The 17901-nt window shown below is 71.0% G+C and carries 14 protein-coding genes; 5 read left to right on the top strand and 9 right to left on the bottom strand.

Going from position 1 to position 17901, the window contains the following annotated elements; translation table 11 throughout:
- The first annotated feature begins 10 nt into the window (after positions 1 to 10).
- From ACIBQ1_RS28680 to ACIBQ1_RS28665, 4 genes are read left to right on the top strand one after another with little or no spacing between them, the layout of a single operon-like run.
- Positions 11 to 1687, top strand: coding sequence for a class I SAM-dependent methyltransferase (locus ACIBQ1_RS28680; RefSeq protein WP_397282315.1), 1677 nt, complete (start codon positions 11 to 13; stop codon positions 1685 to 1687).
- Positions 1688 to 1698: 11 nt separating this feature from the next.
- The gene (locus ACIBQ1_RS28675; protein ID WP_397282314.1) at positions 1699 to 3267 is read left to right on the top strand and encodes a (2,3-dihydroxybenzoyl)adenylate synthase; all 1569 of its coding nucleotides are present in this window, start codon (positions 1699 to 1701) and stop codon (positions 3265 to 3267) included.
- Positions 3264 to 4430, top strand: coding sequence for a cytochrome P450 (locus ACIBQ1_RS28670; protein ID WP_397282312.1), 1167 nt, complete (start codon positions 3264 to 3266; stop codon positions 4428 to 4430). Before ACIBQ1_RS28675 ends, ACIBQ1_RS28670 begins: the two co-directional genes overlap by 4 nt.
- Positions 4427 to 10630 (top strand): amino acid adenylation domain-containing protein, encoded by a 6204-nt coding sequence (locus ACIBQ1_RS28665; RefSeq protein WP_397282311.1) that lies wholly within the window; start codon positions 4427 to 4429, stop codon positions 10628 to 10630. Before ACIBQ1_RS28670 ends, ACIBQ1_RS28665 begins: the two co-directional genes overlap by 4 nt.
- Positions 10631 to 10728: 98 nt before the next feature.
- On the opposite strand, the gene ACIBQ1_RS28660 is transcribed toward ACIBQ1_RS28665, so the two are convergent.
- The 7 genes from ACIBQ1_RS28660 to ACIBQ1_RS28630 form a co-directional block, all read right to left on the bottom strand.
- Positions 10729 to 10950, bottom strand: a complete 222-nt coding sequence (locus ACIBQ1_RS28660; RefSeq protein WP_397282310.1) for a hypothetical protein — start codon at positions 10948 to 10950, stop codon at positions 10729 to 10731.
- Between the two features lie 14 nt (positions 10951 to 10964).
- Positions 10965 to 11786 carry a TIGR03943 family putative permease subunit gene (locus ACIBQ1_RS28655; protein WP_397282309.1) on the bottom strand — a complete coding sequence of 274 codons (822 nt, stop codon included), beginning with the start codon at positions 11784 to 11786 and terminating at the stop codon, positions 10965 to 10967.
- Between the two features lie 264 nt (positions 11787 to 12050).
- Entirely contained in the window at positions 12051 to 12302 is a 252-nt protein-coding gene (locus ACIBQ1_RS28650; protein ID WP_397282308.1) for a hypothetical protein, read from the bottom strand.
- Positions 12303 to 12364: 62 nt separating this feature from the next.
- The gene (locus ACIBQ1_RS28645) at positions 12365 to 12523 is read right to left on the bottom strand and encodes a hypothetical protein (RefSeq protein ID WP_397282307.1); all 159 of its coding nucleotides are present in this window, start codon (positions 12521 to 12523) and stop codon (positions 12365 to 12367) included.
- A 6-nt stretch (positions 12524 to 12529) separates the two neighbouring features.
- Positions 12530 to 13213 carry a TIGR03943 family putative permease subunit gene (locus tag ACIBQ1_RS28640; RefSeq protein WP_397282305.1) on the bottom strand — a complete coding sequence of 228 codons (684 nt, stop codon included), beginning with the start codon at positions 13211 to 13213 and terminating at the stop codon, positions 12530 to 12532.
- Complete coding sequence (locus ACIBQ1_RS28635) at positions 13210 to 14220, bottom strand: permease (protein WP_397282304.1); 1011 nt, start codon at positions 14218 to 14220, stop codon at positions 13210 to 13212. The genes ACIBQ1_RS28640 and ACIBQ1_RS28635 overlap by 4 nt, the downstream gene beginning before the upstream one ends.
- A gap of 187 nt (positions 14221 to 14407) precedes the next feature.
- Complete coding sequence (locus tag ACIBQ1_RS28630) at positions 14408 to 14977, bottom strand: MerR family transcriptional regulator (RefSeq protein WP_397282302.1); 570 nt, start codon at positions 14975 to 14977, stop codon at positions 14408 to 14410.
- A gap of 78 nt (positions 14978 to 15055) precedes the next feature.
- Between ACIBQ1_RS28630 and ACIBQ1_RS28625 the strand changes: the two genes are divergently transcribed.
- The gene (locus ACIBQ1_RS28625) at positions 15056 to 16567 is read left to right on the top strand and encodes an FAD-dependent monooxygenase (RefSeq protein WP_397282301.1); all 1512 of its coding nucleotides are present in this window, start codon (positions 15056 to 15058) and stop codon (positions 16565 to 16567) included.
- A 19-nt stretch (positions 16568 to 16586) separates the two neighbouring features.
- Here the strand turns inward: ACIBQ1_RS28625 and ACIBQ1_RS28620 are convergent, their stop codons facing one another.
- Both ACIBQ1_RS28620 and ACIBQ1_RS28615 read right to left on the bottom strand, forming a co-directional pair.
- Entirely contained in the window at positions 16587 to 16760 is a 174-nt protein-coding gene (locus tag ACIBQ1_RS28620) for a hypothetical protein (protein WP_397282299.1), read from the bottom strand.
- The gene (locus ACIBQ1_RS28615) at positions 16757 to 17878 is read right to left on the bottom strand and encodes a GTP-binding protein (protein ID WP_397282297.1); all 1122 of its coding nucleotides are present in this window, start codon (positions 17876 to 17878) and stop codon (positions 16757 to 16759) included. The genes ACIBQ1_RS28620 and ACIBQ1_RS28615 overlap by 4 nt, the downstream gene beginning before the upstream one ends.
- Positions 17879 to 17901 lie beyond the last annotated feature (23 nt).

Genomic DNA, 17901 nt, shown 5'->3' with positions numbered 1-17901 from the left:
GGGATCCGGCATGGAGATGATTCGAGGTGCGCTGGGCCGCCTCGCCGGCCGTCCCGCTCTCGAGTACAGCGGGCAGGTGCTGACCGGCACCGACGTCCTGCGCCTGGCCGAGCGGGCCGAGGGCGGGGCGTCCGCCGTTCTCGCGATGGTGGACGCGCTGACGGACCGCGATGTGTCCGCTTTCGATGTGTCCGCCCTCCTCGCCGCCTTCGGCGATGTGCCGAGCCGGGTCGCCGTCCTCGCGCCCCTGCGCGGGTTCGGCGGCGACGCGGTGCTGGCGAGCTGGAGCGCCGGTGCGACCGTCGTGTACGACCAGGGCCCGTGGACCCCGGCCCGGGCGCTGGCCTTCCTCGAACGGACGGCGGCCGACGTGGCCGTGCTGCCCGTCGCCCTGGCCCGCGCACTCCCGGCGCAGCCCGCGGCGGCCCTGACCGACTTGTCCGCCCTGACCAGGATCGTGTGCGACCCGGGACCCATCACCGACGACGAGGCCGAAGCCGTCCAGGACACCTTCACCGTCGAGCTGGTCCAGACCGCTTTCCCCAAGGCTCAGGACGAGATGCGCCGGCTGGTCGGCGACACCGCTACCGCCGCCGACCGGGAGCTGCGCGGCATCGACCTCGATGCGGCCCTCGACGTGCTCGACCGCCTCGGCCGCACGGCCCTGCTGTCCATGCTGAACGCCCTGCGCCGCCGTGGCCTGTTCGCCACGTCCGGCGACTGCCACACCGCGGACGAGGTCATGTCCGGCACGCGGGTCATCCCCAGGTATCGACGGCTGCTTCGACGCTGGCTCGCCGTGCTCACGCAGGAAGGGCTGCTGCTGGGTGAAGCGGGCGGGCTGCGAGCCGTACCGGCTGCCGGCGAGTACGCCGACGCCGCGCTCGAACAGGCCTGGCGCGAGGTCGAGAGGGCGTGGCTGGCGACGATGGGTGCGGCGGGGACCATCGAGTACGCGAGGAGGAGCTTCGAACGGCTGCCCGAGTTGCTCAGCGGCGAATGCCAGGCCGTCGGACTGCTGTTCCCGGAAGGCCGGATGGACCTGGCGGAGGCCCAGTACCGCGAGAACCTCGTCGGCAGGTACCAGCATCGCGCGGTCGCCGCCCTCGCCGGAGGCATCGCCGCGAGATGGCGGGAGGGGCGGCCGCTGCGGGTGCTGGAGGTGGGCGCGGGGACGGGCGCCACGACCGAGCGCATCCTGCCTGCCCTGGCGGAAACGGACGTCGACTACCTCTACACCGATATTTCTGCCTATTTCGTGGATCAGGCCGTCGAGCGCCTGCGCCCCTACCCTTGGGTCCGTTTCGGCCGCTTCGACATCGATCTCGAACCGGACGCGCAGGGATTCGCGCCCGAGACGTTCGACGTCGTACTCGGCGGCGGAGTGCTCAACGCCGCCCGCGACACCGACGCCTCGGTGCGGCGGCTCGCCGAGTTGCTCGTTCCCGGCGGCTGGCTGGTGCTCACCGAGCCGACCGTCGAGGAGTCCTGGGTCCTGATCTCGCAGGGGTTCCTGATGCCCGACGCCAAAGACGACCGCGCCGGCACCGGCACGACCTTCCTGTCCCTGCCCCAGTGGCACGACGTGCTCGACCGCGCCGGGCTGGACCGGGTCGCCACCTTGCCCGAGGACGGCCACCCGCTGGCCCGGCTCGGCCACATGCTGTTCGCCGCTCGCACCAGATGAAGGAGACCACGATGGACGGATTCACCGAGTGGCCCGATGAGTTCGCGCGGCGCTACCGTGCCCGCGGCTACTGGAAGGGCCGGCCCCTCGGCACGATCCTGACCGACGGCGCGGGCACCTGGCCGGAGCGCACGGCACTGATCGACGGAGACCGGCGCTGGACGTACAAGGAGCTGGACGCCTGGGCGGACCGGGTGGCCGCCGGGCTCGGCGCGCGCGGGATCCGGCGGGGCGATCGGGTGCTCGTGCACCTGCCGAACGTGGCCGAGTTCGTCGCCCTGGCGTTCGCGCTGTTCAGGATCGGTGCCGCGCCCGTGATGGCGCTCCCGCCGCACCGCGAGAGCGAGATCGTGCACCTGGCCAAGCTCGCGACGCCGGTGGCCTACGTCGTGCACGAAGACCAACGCGCGCTGGCCCGCGCGGTGCCGGAGGTCGAGCACGTGTTCGTCGTCGGCGACCCGGGCGAGTTCACCGCCTTCGCCGACCTCGAACACGATCAGGAGAGCCGGCCGGCCGCGCCGGATCCCGGTGACGTGGCCGTGCTGCTGCTGTCAGGCGGCACCACCGGCCTGCCCAAGCTGATCCCGAGGACCCACGACGACTACCACTACAACCTGCGAGCCAGCGCCGAGCTCTGTGGTCTCGACTTCACGACCCGCTACCTGGCGGCCCTTCCGATGGCCCACAACTTCGCGCTGGCCTGCCCCGGCATCCTCGGCACGCTCTGGGCCGGGGGCGCCGTGGTCCTGACCACCACCGCCGACCCCGACGTCGCCTTCCCGCTGATCGCGCGCGAGCAGGTCACGCTGACGGCCCTGGTCCCGCCGCTGGTGCTGGTCTGGCTGGAGGCCGCCGCCGAGGGCGGGGCGGATCTGAGCAGCCTGCGGCTGCTCCAGGCGGGCGGCGCCAGGCTCAAGGCCGAGGCGGCGCGCCGTGTCGGGCCGGAGCTCGGCTGCGCCCTTCAGCAGGTGTACGGCATGGCAGAAGGCCTGCTGAACTTCACCCGCCCCGGCGACGCGGCAGAGATCGTGATCGACACGCAGGGCCGCCCGCTGTCCGACGACGACGAGGTGCGGATCGTCGGCCCCGACGGCAAGCCGGTGCCACCGGGCGAAGCGGGCGAACTCCAGGTACGCGGCCCGTACACGATACGCGGCTACTACCTCGCCCCCGAGCACAACGCGGTCGCGTTCACCGAGGACGGCTTCTACCGCAGCGGCGACCTCGTGCGCCGCCTGGACAGCGGGGATCTGGTGGTGGACGGCAGGGTCAAGGACGTGATCAACCGAGGCGGCGACAAGATCCCCGTCGAGGAGGTGGAGAACCTCCTCCTGAGCCACCCCGCGGTGGACGACGTCGTCATCGTCGGCATCCCCGACGAGGCGATGGGCGAGCGCAGCTGCGCCTGCGTGATCGCCCGCGGCGAACCGCCCACCCGCAGGGATCTGGTGGCCCACCTGACCGCTCGCGGGGTGGCCGCGTTCAAGCTGCCCGACCGGGTGCGGATCGTGGAGCGGTTCCCGCGTACCAGCCTCGGCAAGGTCGACCGGGCCGCCCTGGCACGGGAGGTGCGGCCGTGATCGCCTATCCGTTCAACGACTTCGACGGCCTGGAGCTGGCAGCCCAGTACGCCGCGGCCAGGACTGCCCACGGCCTGACCAGGGTGCGGCTGCCGTTCGGCGAGCCCGCGTGGCTGGTCACCAGGTACGCGGACGCGCGCCTGGTGCTGAGCGAGCGGCGCTTCAGCCGGGCCGTGGCCGTGCGGCGGGACGCGCCGAGGGCCCTGTCGCGCGTCCCCGGCGGAATCGTCACCATGGACCCGCCGGAGCTCACCCGCGTGCGATCTCTGGCCGCCAAGGCGTTCACCGCTCGCCGCGTGGAACGGCTGCGCCCCCACGTCCGCTCGCTCGCCGCCCGGCTGATCGACGCCATGATCGCCGCCGGGCCACCCGCTGACCTGGTACGGGACTTCGCTCTGCCGATCCCGGTCTCGGTCATCTGCGAGCTGCTCGGCGTGCCGGAAGAGGACCACGCGAAGTTCCGGGTGTGGAACGACTCGCTGCTGTCGACCAGCGGGGCGCCCCCCGCCATGGGGGAGCTCACCGCGTACATCGGCGGGCTGATCGAGCTGCGCCGCGCCCAGCCCGCGGACGACCTCATGACCGCGCTCATCGAGGCCCGCGACGTGGACGACAGGCTGTCGGAGCACGAGCTGATGCTGCTCTGCATCGCCGTCCTCGTCGCCGGCTACGAGGCGACCGCCTCGCAGATCCCGAACTTCACCTACACGCTCCTGGACCGGCCGGAGGACTGGGCACGGCTGCACGCGCAGCCCGATCTCGTGGACGCCGCCGTGGAGGAGCTGCTGAGGTTCGTCCCGCTCGCCTCCAGCGCGATGTTCGCCCACTACGCCCTTGAGGACGTACAGGTGGGCGACGCCCTGGTGCGCGCGGGCGAGCCGGTGCTGGTGTCGATCGGGTCGGCCAACCGCGACGAACTCAGGTTCGCCGACGCCGACACCCTCGACCTGGACCGCGCGGACCACGCCCACCTGGCCTTCGGGTACGGCCTGCACCACTGCATCGGCGCGCCACTGGGCCGGATCGAGCTGCAGGAGGCGTTGCGCGCGCTGGTGACCCGGCTGCCCGGACTGCGTCTGGCCGGAGTCCTCGAATGGAAGACCGAGACGTTCTTCCGCGGCCCCCGAACGATGCCCGTGAGCTGGTGGAAGGAATCTCGATGAACGATCTGCGAGGCATGCTCGCGGACCTGCTGGACGTGCCCGAGCTGGGTGAGCACGACAATCTCATCGAGCTCGGCATGGACTCGATCACGATGATGCGGCTGGCCGGCGAGTGGCGGAGGTCCGGGGCGCGGATCCGCTTCGCCGACCTGGTCGGTGAGCCGACCCTGGCCGCCTGGCGCGACCTGCTCGCCCAACGGCCGGCGGCCCCCACACCGGCCTTCGCGTCAGCGGACAGCAGGATCGACGAGGCGGAGCCGTTCCCGCTCGCTCTCATGCAGCACGCCTACTGGGCGGGGCGCCAGCCCGGACAGCGGCTGGGCGGCGTGGCCGCGCACTTCTACAACGAGTTCGACGGCCAGGGGGTCGATCCGGCCAGGCTGGAGCGTGCCGTACACGCGCTGATCGAACGGCACGGGATGCTGCGCGTGCGGATCCTCGACGACGGGACCCAGCGCATCCTCGACCGCAGCCCCTGGCCGGGGCTCACCGTGCATCAAGGGGCGGACCTGGACGAGCTGCGGCGGCGCCTGTCACACCGGGCCATGGACATCGGCGCGGGCGAGGTGTTCGACGTCCAGCTCTCCCTGCTGCCCGACGGCGGCACCCGCATGCACGTCAACCTGGACATGGTCGCGGCCGACGCGCTGAGCCTGCGGGTGCTGCTGTCCGACCTCGCCCGGCTCTACCACGGCGCGGCGCCGGCGCCGCTGACCTACAGCTTTCCGCGCTACCTCGCACAACGCTCCGCCGTGCGGCAGGAGGGCGATCGCGAGCACTGGCAGCGGCGCCTGCCCGACCTGCCGGGCGCCCCGCAGCTCCCGGCGTCGGGGCACGGCGAGGCCGCGACCGTCGTCAGGCGTCACCGATGGGTGCCGCCCTCGGCAGTGCGCCGGTTGGAGCAGGCGGCGCGCGGGCACGGACTGACCACGGCGATGGCCCTGGCCGCCGTCTTCGCCGAGACCCTGACCGCGTGGAGCGCCGAGCCGCGGTTCCTGCTCAACCTGCCGCTGTTCGACAGGGAGCCGCTGCATCCTGAGGTCGAATCGCTGGTGGGCGACTTCACCTCCTCGGTGCTCCTTGAATGGGACGGAGGCTCGCCCGGATCCTTCGCCGAGCGGGTGCGGCGGCTGCAGGAGCGCTTCCACACAGACGTCGCGCACAGCGGCTACTCAGGCGTCGAGGTCCTGCGGGACCTGTCGCGGCTGCACGGCGAACAGGTGCTCGCTCCGGTGGTGTACACCAGCGCGCTCGGTCTGGGCGAGCTGTTCGCCCCCGAGGTCACCGGCAGCTTCGGCGAACCGTCGTGGATCATCTCCCAGGGCCCGCAGGTGTGGCTGGACGCCCAGGTGACGGAGCTCAACGGTGGGCTGCTGGTCAACTGGGACGTCAGGGAGGACGCGTTCACGCCGGGCGTGCCCGAGGCGATGTTCGCCGCCTACGGGGAGCTGATCGACCGCCTGCTGGCCGATGGCGGCACCTGGTCGGAGCCCGTGCCGGCGCTGCTGCCCGAAGAACAGACGCAGGTGCGGCACCAGGTGAACGCGACTTCGGCCCCCTTCGTGCGCCGTCGCCTGCACGACGGCTTCTTCGCTCGCGCCGCGGCCACGCCCGACGCTCCGGCCCTCCTTTGGGGTCGCGACGGTGTGATGACCTATGGAGAGCTGGCCTCGCGGGCTCTCCAGGTCGCCGGGCATCTGGAAGCTCAGGGTGCGGGGGACCTCGTCGCGATCTCGATACCGAAGGGGCCGGCTCAGGTCGTCGCGGTGCTGGGCGTGCTCGCGTCCGGCGCGGCGTACCTGCCCGTCGGCGTGGACCAGCCCCCGGCTCGCCGCCGGCGCATCCTCGAGGCGGCAGGCGTCCGGCACGTGCTCGACTCGGTGGACGTCACCGCGGAGCCCCTCGCCGAACCGGTGGCCGGCGCCGAGCTGGCGTACGTCCTGTACACCTCCGGCTCCACGGGCGAGCCGAAGGGAGTCGAGATCACGCACTCGGCCGCCATGAACACCATCGACGACCTCAACGACCGCTTCGGCATCGGACCCCACGACCGGGCCTTGGCTCTGTCGGCGCTGGAGTTCGACCTGTCCGTCTACGACCTCTTCGGCCCGCTGTCCGCGGGCGGTGCGGTCATCTGCGCCTCCGACAGCGGCCGTCGCGACGCCACCGCCTGGGCCGAGCTGCTCAGGACCCATCGGGGCACGGTGCTCAACTGCGTGCCGGCACTCCTCGACATGCTGCTCACCGTCGCGGAGCCCAGTGAGACGCTGCCCCTCCGGCTGGTGTTGCTCGGCGGCGACTGGGTGGGCCTGGACCTGCCCGGCCGCCTCTCCGCCGCCGCACCCGGATGCCGGTTCGTCGCGCTCGGCGGCACCACCGAGACCGCGATCCACTCCACCGTCCAGGAAGTGGACAGCGTGCCCGAGCACTGGACCTCCATTCCGTACGGCACGCCGCTGCGCAACGTCGTCTGCCGGGTGGCGGACGGGCTGGGGCGGGACTGCCCCGACTGGGTAGCGGGTGAGCTGTGGATCGGCGGCGCCGGGGTGGCCCGTGGCTACCGCGGCGATCCGGAGCGCACCGCCGACCGGTTTGTGGAGTTCGAGGGAGTTCGCTGGTATCGCACCGGTGACCGGGCGCGGTACTGGCCGGACGGCACGCTGGAGTTTCTCGGCCGTGCCGACCATCAGGTGAAGCTCCGGGGGCACCGGATCGAACTGGGCGAGATCGAGGCCGCGCTGACCGCCCACCCGGACGTCGCGCAGGGGGTCGCGGTGGTCACGGAGAACCACCGCCTCGCCGCCGCGGTCACCGGCCGGCCCGATGTCGCGGGCCTGCGGGAGCTCCTCGCGGACAGGCTCCCAGGCCCTATGCTTCCCGACTTCATCGCCGTGCTGCCCGCGCTTCCGCTCACCCCGAACGGCAAGATCGACCGGGCGACGCTCCGCCGTACTCTCGCCGAGCACGCCATCGAGGCCCCGCGATTCACCCCTCCGGTCGGCGAGATCGAAGAGCGCGTGGCCGCGGCCTGGGCCGAGATCCTCCAGGTGCCCGAGATCGGCAGAGAGCACGACTTCTTCGCCCTCGGCGGCGACTCCCTGCTCGCCACCCGGCTGATCAGCCGGCTGCGCGCGGACGGCCTGTCCGGGGTGTCGCTCAGCGTCCTGTTCGCCAACCCCGCGCTGTCGGACTTCGCCGCCACCCTGAGTGTCGCCCAGCGCCGTGAGACCAAGGTCATGGTCGCCGACCCGGCGAACCGGCACGAGCCCTTCCCGATGACAGAGGTGCAACGGGCCTACTGGCTGGGCAGAAACGAGGACTTCACCCTGGGTGGAGTCGGCTGCCACTTCTACCGCGAGTACGAGGTCGACGATCTCGACCTGGCCCGGCTCGAGACCGTGGTCAACAAGCTCGTCCAGCGCCACGAGATGCTCCGGGCGGTCTTCGACGAGCACGGCGAGCAGCGCATCCTGCCCGAGGTGCCGTGGTTCGCCGTCGCCGAGGTGGCCGGACTCCGTGAAACCATGTCGCACACGGTGTTCGACCCGGGCAAGTGGCCGCTGTTCGCGATCGGCGTGGAGCGGGAGGGCGACAGCGGGCGGACCCGGCTGGGCATCGGCGTGGACAACCTCGTCCTGGACGCCCTGAGCATCCTCACCTTCTACGCCGAGCTCGGCGAGCTCTACGATGACCCGGACGCGGAGCTTCCGCCGGTGGAGGCGTCCTTCCGCGACTACGTCCTGGCCACCGATCCGCCCGCCGAGGCCTCGGTTTCGCACTGGCGCGCGCGGTTGCCCGCACTGCCGCCGGCGCCCAGGCTCCCCTTGGCCAAGGACCCGGTCGAGGTGACCAGGCCGCGCTTCAGCAGGCGCGCCGCCACGATCCCCGACACCGTGATCGAGCGTGCCAGAAACCATGGGCTGACCCCGTCCGCGGTCCTGCTGGCCGCCTACGCCGAGGTGCTCGGCCGGTGGAGCGCCGGCCCCGACGTGACGCTCAATCTCACCCTGTTCGACCGCGGGGAGGCGCACCCGCACATCGACCGGGTGCTCGGCGACTTCACCTCGCTGCTCCTGGTCCCCTACGAGCCCGAGCCGGGCGAGACCTGGCTGGATCGGGTACGCCGGGTGCAGGGGCGGCTCTGGCAGGCCATCGATCACCGGGACGTCTCGACCGTGTGGATGCTGCGTGAGCTGGCCCGCATCTCCGGGGATCCTTCGGTGACCATGCCGGTGGTGTTCACCAGCGCACTGGGGATCGCCGCGCAAGGGGGCGGCACCCTCCTCGGCAAGCAGGTGTACGGCGTGTCACAGACCCCGCAGGTGTGGCTGGACTACCAGGTCACCGAGGTCGATGGCGGGATCCAGGTGAGCTGGGACGCCGTGGACGAGCTGTTCCCGTCCGGCGTCCTGGACGCGATGTTCGAGGCGCACCTGTCGCTGCTGGAGTGGCTGGCGGGCGACTGGTCCCGGCCGGTGCCCGACCTGCTGCCCTCCGGCCAGCGGGAGGTCAGGGTGGCGGTGAACGCCACCGAAGGGCCGGTGCCCGGCCGGATGCTGCACGAGGAGTTCTTCCGCCGGGCCGGCGCCGAGCCGGATCTGGTCGCCGTACGGTCGTGCGAAGGCGGCGCACTCACGTACGGCGAGCTGGCGGAGCGCGCACGGCGGCTGGCGGCCGAGCTTCAGTCGCGCGGCGCGCAACCGGGTGAGGCGGTCACGGTCACCCTGCCCAAGGGCCCCGACCAGATCGTGGCCGTGCTCGGGGTGCTGGAGGCGGGCTGCGCCTACGTGCCCGTGGGGATCGACCAGCCGCCGGCTCGCCGGGAGCGGATCCTGCGGCTGGCAGAGGCACGCCTGCGGATCCTGCCCGATCTGTCGATAGAGGTCGTGGACGCCACCCCGGTGGCCACGCCTGGCCTCGCCTACGTGATCTTCACCTCCGGCTCCACCGGCGAGCCGAAGGGCGTCGAGATCACTCACCGCTCGGCACTCAACACGGTCGCCGACCTCAACGAACGTTTCGCGATCGGGCCCGGTGACCGAGTGCTCGCGGTGTCCGCCCTGGACTTCGACCTGTCCGTGTACGACATCTTCGGGCCCCTCTCCGCCGGCGGCAGCGTCGTCACCATCACCGAAGACATCCGGCGGGACGCCCACGCCTGGCTGGAACTGGTCGAGAAGCACCAGGTGACGATCTGGAACACGGTCCCCGCGCTGCTCGACATGCTGCTGACCGTGGGCCGGCCGCGTTCGCTCCGGCTCGCCCTGCTGTCCGGCGACTGGGTGGGCCTCGACCTGCCAGGCCGCCTCTCAGCAGCCAGCCCGGGCTGCCGCTTCGTCGCCCTCGGCGGCGCGACCGAGGCCGCGATCTGGTCCAACCTCATCGAGGTCGAGGAGGTGGATCCCGCCTGGCGCTCGATCCCGTACGGCAGGCCGCTGCGCAACCAGCGCTTCCGGGTGGTGGACGACCTGGGCAGAGACTGCCCCGACTGGGTGACGGGAGAGCTGTGGATCGGCGGCGAGGGCGTGGCCCGCGGCTACCGGAGCGCGCCCGACCTCACCGCGGCCCAGTTCGTCGTGGCCGGCGGCGAGCGCTGGTACCGTACCGGCGACCTGGGCCGCTACTGGCCTGACGGCACGCTGGAGTTCCTGGGCCGAGCCGACCAGCAGGTGAAGATCCGTGGACACCGCATCGAGCTGGGCGAGATCGAAGCCGCGCTCCAGGACGCTCCCGGTGTCGCCCAAGCGGTGGCCGCCGTGTCGGACGGCCGCCTGGTGGCCGCCGTGGTGCCGGAGTCGATCGACCTCGACGCGGTCCGGGCGCACGCCGCGACCCGCCTGCCGGAGCACATGCGCCCCGACCTGCTCGCCGCCCTGCCACGGCTGCCTTTGAGCGCCAACGGCAAGGTGGACAGGGCGGCCGTCGCCAAGCTTTCCGCACCGGCCGTGCCCGTCGAGCCGCCGCGAGGAGAGCTGGAGGAGGCGGTGGCCGCGATCTGGGCGGACCTGCTCGATCTTGACGAGGTCGGACGCCACCAGAGCTTCTTCGCGCTCGGCGGCGACAGCCTGCGGGCCACCCGGCTCATCGAGGCCCTCCGCGGGCGCCTGGGCGTGACCATCACGCTCCGGGAGCTGTTCGCCGCGCCCACCGTCGCGTCGATCACCCGAGCCGCCGCCGAAGTGGAGGAAGGCATGCTGTGACCTCACCGAGCCCTCCGGTGTGCGTCAGGCCATCGCCGATGCGGCCGACCTGTCGCCCCATCCTGCGCGCATGCGCAGGGCGCCGATGGCGCGACAGGTCAGATAGAGGGTGAAGGAGATGGTGGTGACATAGGGACTGATCGGGATGCTGCTGCCCAGCGCCGGCAGGATGCCGCCGCGACGCTGAAGAGCCTGCCCACCGCGCCGAGCACCGCCCCGGCGATGAGTGAGTTGGAGATCAGCGCGCGCAGTTCGCCGTAGTTGAAGATCTGGCGCCAGATGCCGGGATCGCCGGCGTGGGCCACCAGGTGGACGATCATTGCGTCCCGTTCGCCTACTCGTATGGCTCGGCGGGCGAAGTCATCGGATCTACGCGGGAAGCAGCCATCTCCGGGAGCACATACGTGTCCTCGCGTCGTTCCTTCGGCGGGATCCAGGTTCCGGTGACTCGCACCCAGGTGTCCGTCTTGGGGGCAGGCGCCCCTTTCACCGCGACCTTCATCGTCAGGGCGTCGGCGGCACAGCAGTTGATCCGCATGCGTGCGAGGTACCACTCGTTCTCCCGAGCCGACGGCACGACGAACCCGGTCAGCCGGACTGTCCTGCCCGCCAGTGATCGGGGGTCGTCCCAGGCTCTGCCGGCGAATTCCCCCATGCTCAGCACGTTCACGCCACCGCTCTTCAGCGGAGTGGTGAACGCGTCGACGACGGCGGGCGGAGGAAGATGGGAGACCTGCTCGGCCTGCCGGACGGCGTAGGAGCCGAGGGCGGGTGGAGCGATCAGAAAGATCGCGGCTGCCGGCGCCATCAGGAGCCATGCCACCCAGTTCCTTTCCTTGTGTTCGTGACCGGACGAGTCGTGGTCTTGCGCGGGGTAGGCGGGTTCTCGTCCGATCAACTGTGCCAGGTGCGCTTCCTCGGCACTGCGGGTGCGCGCGAGCTCCGACTGGCGCGCTGCGCGGATGTTCCTGGAGCGGTCCTGCGCCAGAGTGGCCGCTGCCAGGATGACCAGTACGGCGCCTGCCGCGACCAGCAGCGGCCGGAACCCCGGCTTGACGTAGTTGGCGAAGTCCGCGGAAAAGGCGGAGATCTTCAGCAGCGCTCCGCCGAGCAGGGCGAGAAGCAGGCTTTGCGATACCCCTTTCACCGGCAGCACCCTACTGCGCCGAGCACGATCGCGGTCGAGCCGACCTCATTCGTACGGCTCTGCTGGTTGTATGACGCCGGTCACCGTGGTGGCGGTCATCGCGGGGCCGTGTAGTCGTGGGGATCCCGCGCTGATGAGATGACAGGGTCGGCGCGCCGGCGGGTGGCCGAGTATGAACCCACCCGATATCCGATTTTGGGCGTAATCTGAAATGTGGCAGAAGACCCCTATGAAGAGGTCTCCGGTGACGAACCGGTAGGGAGTCTGGACATGTCAGTGACTGCCGAACACCGCCAGCACGTCGCGCACACCCACGAGCATGGAACCGGCTGCGGACACGTGGCCGTCCCGCACGGCGATCATGTCGACTATGTTCACGACGGTTGCCTGCACCGTACCCATGGAGACCACGTGGACGAGTGCGAGCCGAAGGCGCACGTCACGCACGACGGCCATGAACACCAGCACGGGCCCGGCTGCGGACACGTGGCGGTCCCGCACGGCGATCATGTCGATTACGTTCACGATGGGCACCGCCACGCCCCGCACGAAGGGCATTGGGACGACCACTGAAGGTGACCAGCGGATCAGGTGCTCCGGCACGCGCCGTTCGGCACCGCGCCCGCCGCGATCAGTGGAGGAGGCCGGAAACCCGGCTTGACGTAGTTGGTGAAGTCCTTGGAGAAGGTGGAGATCTTCAACAGTGCTCTGCCGAGCAGGAGGAGTGGCAGGCTCTGGCTCTTCATGGGGACCTATTCGTAAGGTTCCGCTGGTTGCGCGATGGCGGTGACTTCGGTGGCGGTCAGAGTCGGCGGTTGGTAGTCGTCGGGAGCGCCCCCTTTCCACGGGATCCACGTGCCGGTGACCTGCACCCAGGTGTTCTCCTTGGGGGAGGGCACGCCGTGCACGGCGACCTCCAGGGCCATCGCGTCGGCGGCGCAGCAGTTGATGCGCATCCTGGTGACGTACCAGCCGGTCTTGGACGGTACGGCGAAGCCGGTCAGCCTGACCTTCCTGCCCGTGAGCGAGGAGCCTGACGGTGCGTAGGCCCGCCCGATGAACTCGCCCAGCGTCAGTTTCGTGACCCCGCCGCGGCCGAGCTTCCCGTAGCTCGCGGTACGGGACGGCGCGGGCGCACCGTCGGCGAGCCTGGCCGCGAACGAGCCGAGTGCGGGAGGCGCGATCATCACGATGGCGAACACGGGCGCGGCCAGCAACCACGCCACCCGCGGAGCGTGGCCGTGGGTGCCGGGCCTGCCCAGCCAGCCCTGGACGACGGAAAGCAGGCCCAGACCCACCAGCACCGCACCGGCTCCCACGAGCAGCGGCCGGAAGCCGGGCTTGACGTAGTTGACGTACGTCGTGGAGAAGGCGGAGATGGTCAGCAGCACCGCGCCGAGGATCACCAGGAGAGCCCCCTGCGCCTGGCGGTTCACAGCAGCGCCCAGCCTGCGACGAAGCTGACGCCGATCGCCAGGGCCAGCGTGAGCGGCACGAAACGCCAGGTGAAGGCCCGTCCGAAGGTGCCCGCCTGGAGCGCGATGAGCTTCAGGTCCACCATGGGCCCGACCACCAGGAACGCCAGCTTGGCCGTCGGGGAGAACGCCGTGAGCGAGGCCGCCACGAACGCGTCGGCCTCCGAGCAGATCGACAGCAGCACCGCCAGCAGGGCCAGCACCAGAACGGATACGACCGGTACCCCCGCCACTGTGGTCAGCCACGCTCTCGGGATCACCACATTCAGGGTCGCCGCGGCCAGGGCGCCGACCACCAGGAATCCGCCGGCGTGCAGCAGGTCGTGGCGCATGGCGTCCAGGAAGGCGTTCACCTTGCTCTGCCCGGCCTCGGCCGTGCGGCGAGGAGCCCGGAGCCACTCGCCGCGCCCGAATCGCGCCCAGATCCACCCGGCCAGCACCGCGACCGCCAGCGAGGCGGTGAACCGCGCGACCACCATTGAAGGGTCGTTCGGGAAGGCCACCGCGGTGGCCACCAGCACCACGGGGTTGATCGCCGGCGATGCCAGCAGAAAGGCCAGCGCCGCGGGTGGAGCCACGCCACGGGCCATCAGCCCTGAGGCCACCGGCACGGACGCGCACTCGCAGCCGGGCAGCACCGCCCCGGCCACCCCGGCGACGGGCACCGCCGCATAGGTACGCCGTGGCAGCGCCCTGGTCCAGAACGACGCGGGCACGAACGCGGTGATGGCCGCCGACAGCGCCACCCCGAACACCAGGAACGGCAGCGCCTGCACGCACACCGCCACGAACACCGTCGCCCACGTCTGCAACGCGGGAGCCGTCAGGTACGGCGCCAGCACGAACCGGCCCACCACCAGCAAGGCCACCAAGGCGATGAACGCCCACGGCAGCCGGACCCCACCGGAATCCTTCGTGGGGGCGTGGCTCTCCTGGCCTGGCAGATCCGTCGTGCTCGGCTGCGTCATCGCCCTCCCTGCCCCGGCGCGAGCTCATGCTGGTACGCGGTAGCAGAGTAACGGTTGATATCGCTCAACAGACCGCCTTCCGGCCGGGAGCGCGGGATCTCTGGTCGCCACGCCGGGCGTTTCGCGGAGTTCCAGGCACCCAGGGACCACGGCTTTCCAGCGGTCCATCGAGTCGCCACCGAGCCTGTCAAGGCGTGATCTTGAATTCTGGCATGCTGCTTTCAGGCGGTGGCTCAAGGTCGTGGTGTACGTTCCGGTTCCGCCGCATCGATGCCGGCGGCCGGCGGTGGCCGCCTTGCCTCGGGCCTGGCCGCTGGTGCCCCGGCGGGGCATCGAGCGCGGCGAGCGCGTGGTCGACGGCCTGGCCGAGTTCGGTGCGCAGCGGGGCGCATTCGCGGACCGGGTCTGTCCTCGGGCAGGTCAGCAGGTGTTCCAGGAGTTGCTGGGCGGCCTGCAGGTCATCGATTCGCCGCCTGATCGCCTCGATGGAGGTGGTCAGGACCTCGCGGCCTGAGGGCTGATTCGTTGCCGGGCTTTCGGCGATCAAGGTCGCGGTGTCGGCCAGGCTGACCAGGCCGCGGTGATGCAGGCACTGGATGAGCGCGAGCCGACGGAGTTCGGCGTGGCCGTAGTAGCGCACGTTCCCGCGGCGTTCGGCGGCGGGGAGGAGGCCCAGCTCGTCGTAGTAACGCAGCGTCGATACCGGCACGTCGAAGCAGCGGGCGACCTGGCTGATCGAATAGCGCTCGTCTGTCATGGTTCCAGGTTGCGCTCAAGCCGACTTGAGCGTGCAGGGTGGGTGCCGGTTACCCGGACATCGACGAAGGAGCGGGCGATGCGTACGGAGAATGTGCCGGTGCTGGTGGTGGGCGGCGGTCCGGTCGGGCTGTCGACGGGGCTGTTCCTGGCCCACTGGGGCGTCCGGCCGCTGGTCATCGAGAAGCGGGAGACGATCTCGGCGGTGCCGCGGGCGAGCACGAGCCTGCGCACGCTGGAAGTCTTCCGGTCGGTCGGCCTCGGGCCGGCAACGGAGCAGGTCGGCTGGGAGGGCGGCGCGCCGATGCGGACGGTCTTCAAGGACCGGGGGCTTGGTGTCACCCTTCACCGAGGAGGGCTGCCACCGCGGTACTCCGAGAGGCTCGAGACCTGTAGCCCGGTGAATCCCCGCCTGGTCATGACCCACGACCAGGTCCAAGGCCTGGCACTTGAGGAACTGCGCCGCCGCGGCGGTGCCGTGCGGTTCGGCACCCGGCTGGTCGGCCTCGTGCCCGACGCCGATCAGGTATGCGCGCGGGTGGTCGACGTCGCCACGGGCGAGGAGTGGGAGGTCAGGGCCCGCTACGTCGTCGGCGCAGACGGGGCGAACAGCGATGTGCGCGGACATCTGGGGATCACCATGCCCGGCCGTGAGGTCATCGGGCGGCTCAACACCGCGTTCTTCCGCGCCGATCTCGGGCCGGCCCTGCGGGAGTGGGGCACGCACATGTGCTTCGTGCGCAACGAGCAGGTGTACGCCACGTTGATGTCGAAGAATGGGCGGGATCAGTGGTCCTCGCACATCATGGATTATCCCGGCAAACCCGATCACCTGGCCGAGCTGACCGAGGCCGAGACGATTGCGCTGCTGCGGGCCGCGATCGGTGATGCGACGATCCCGGTCGAGCTGCACGCCGTCAACGCCTGGGAGGCCGCCATCGCTCTGGCCTCTTCCTTCCGTAAGGGCCGGGTCTTCCTGGCCGGAGACGCCGCCCACGTGCAGAGCTCGGCGGGTGGGCTCGGCATGAACACCGGGATCCAGGACGGCCACAACCTCGCCTGGAAGATCGCCGCCGTGGCGCAGGGGCGATTCACCCCCGCGCTCCTGGACACCTATGAGGCCGAACGCCGTGCCGCCGCCGAGGCGTCCCTGGCTCTCTCCCGTGCCATGCACCAGGGTTATCAGTCGCCGGAGGGTGACCCGAACGACCTGTATGACAAGCTCGCCGTCGACTACCTGCGCGGCATGATGTTCTACAGCTACTCCCCGCATGACAGCCCCGAGGCAGACGTCTTGGACGACGTCATCCGTCCCGGCCGCCGGTTCCCGCACCGGTGGATGGACTCCGCCGGACCCGGCCGGACCTCCACGCTGGACCTGGTCGGCTCGCGCTGGACCCTGTTCGCCGGGCCGGGCGACCCCCGATGGCGGGCGGCGGCCACGTCACTGGGTATCGACCCGCGCTTCCACGCCCTCGACGCCGTGGATGAGGCCGTTCTGGTGAGACCCGATGGTTTCGTGGCCTGGCGCGGCACCACGGAGGAGTCCCTCCGGGAGGCTTTGCGCGGCCTGGGGGTGCGGCAGCCATGAAGACGGACACCTTGGCTGATCACCATGGGGATCTGTCGCCGGAGGCGCGGCTCGAATTCAGCGCTGGTCCGGGAGCTCCACGCAGCGCCTCGGTCAGCACTGGGTCCAGTGCCGTCCAGACCGGGGCGAGCATCACGTCCACGAACTCGGCGGAGCGCTCGTACTGGTCCGAATCACGGGTATGAGGCTTCATGCGTTCTCCTCCAGGTTCAGTACTGGGCTGAACGGATCGACGTAACCGGCCCATGCCGCGGCGCCCGGCAGGCTGTCGTCCCGGCCGATGAAGCAGGAGTCGAGCAGGCCGCAGATGCGGTCGCGGTCGATGCCGGGCCCGGTGAAGACCAGGTGCTGGACGCGGTCGCCGATGATCGGGTTCCAGTCCAGGGCGGCGGCCCGGCGGATCGGGGAGGTCAGATCCCAGGCGGCCTCGGGCAGCGCCGCCAGCCAGGGGCCGGCGTCATCCACGGAAGCCACTCCGGCTACGGCGTCCCAGGCCAGCATGCGTTCGTGCCGGTTGGCCAGCCAGAACCGGCCGCGGGAGCGGACCGTGGTGGTGACGAGCTCGTCCATGGCGTCGAACAGGCGGCCGGGGTGGAGCGGGCGCAGGCGGTGCCAGACGACCGTGGTGACCTCGCCGGTCTGCCTGTCGGCCGGAAGCTGGGCGGTGGCCGGGTCGACGCGTTGGGCGAGTTCGTGGACGTCCAGCATAGGCCCGGTGATGTCGGGGATGGTGACGATCGGCGTGTGCGGTGCCAGGTGGCCGAGCACGGCGGCCGACAGTTCGGTGTCTTCGGCGTCGCCGCCGTGCAGGGACAGGCTGGTGGCGTACTCGATCTGGCGGGCCAGCACCTCGGCCAGGTGGCGTTGATCGCCGGCCGTCGCGGCCTGGCCGGTCCCGGCCAGTCGGTCGCCCCGGCAGATGTCCAGCGGCACGTGCTCGGCGTCCAACGCCGTGTGCACGCAGGTCAGGCGGAGCTGTTCGGTACGGGCCAGCGCCTCGGCCACCGGGCGGGGCTCGATCGAGTCCCAGAGGTCGATGATCAGCAGCGATGCGCCGGCGGCATGCCGGACGAGCTGGGGGAGAAGGTCCTCGCGCACGGTGCAGGTGGCGCAGCCGTGCGCGAGCCGCACCTCGGCCGTGTCGAGCACGTCCGTCCTGTCCCGGACGCTGCGGCGGACGCGCCCGTGGGTGACCTGCCTCAGGTCGTGGTGGATGGCGAGCGAGCCGGGATGCTCGGCGAGCAGCTGTTCGACGGTGGCGGTGCGAGCCGTGGCGTGCAGGCCCGCGACGAGGACGACCGGGGTGGGCACGGAGCCTCCAGTTTCAGGAATGA

Origin of the sequence: Nonomuraea sp. NPDC050153 (assembly GCF_044460125.1) — a bacterium.
In the GTDB taxonomy this organism is placed as follows: domain Bacteria; phylum Actinomycetota; class Actinomycetes; order Streptosporangiales; family Streptosporangiaceae; genus Nonomuraea.
Note: the sequence above shows the minus strand (reverse complement) of the source record. Positions and strands in the feature narration are given on the sequence as shown.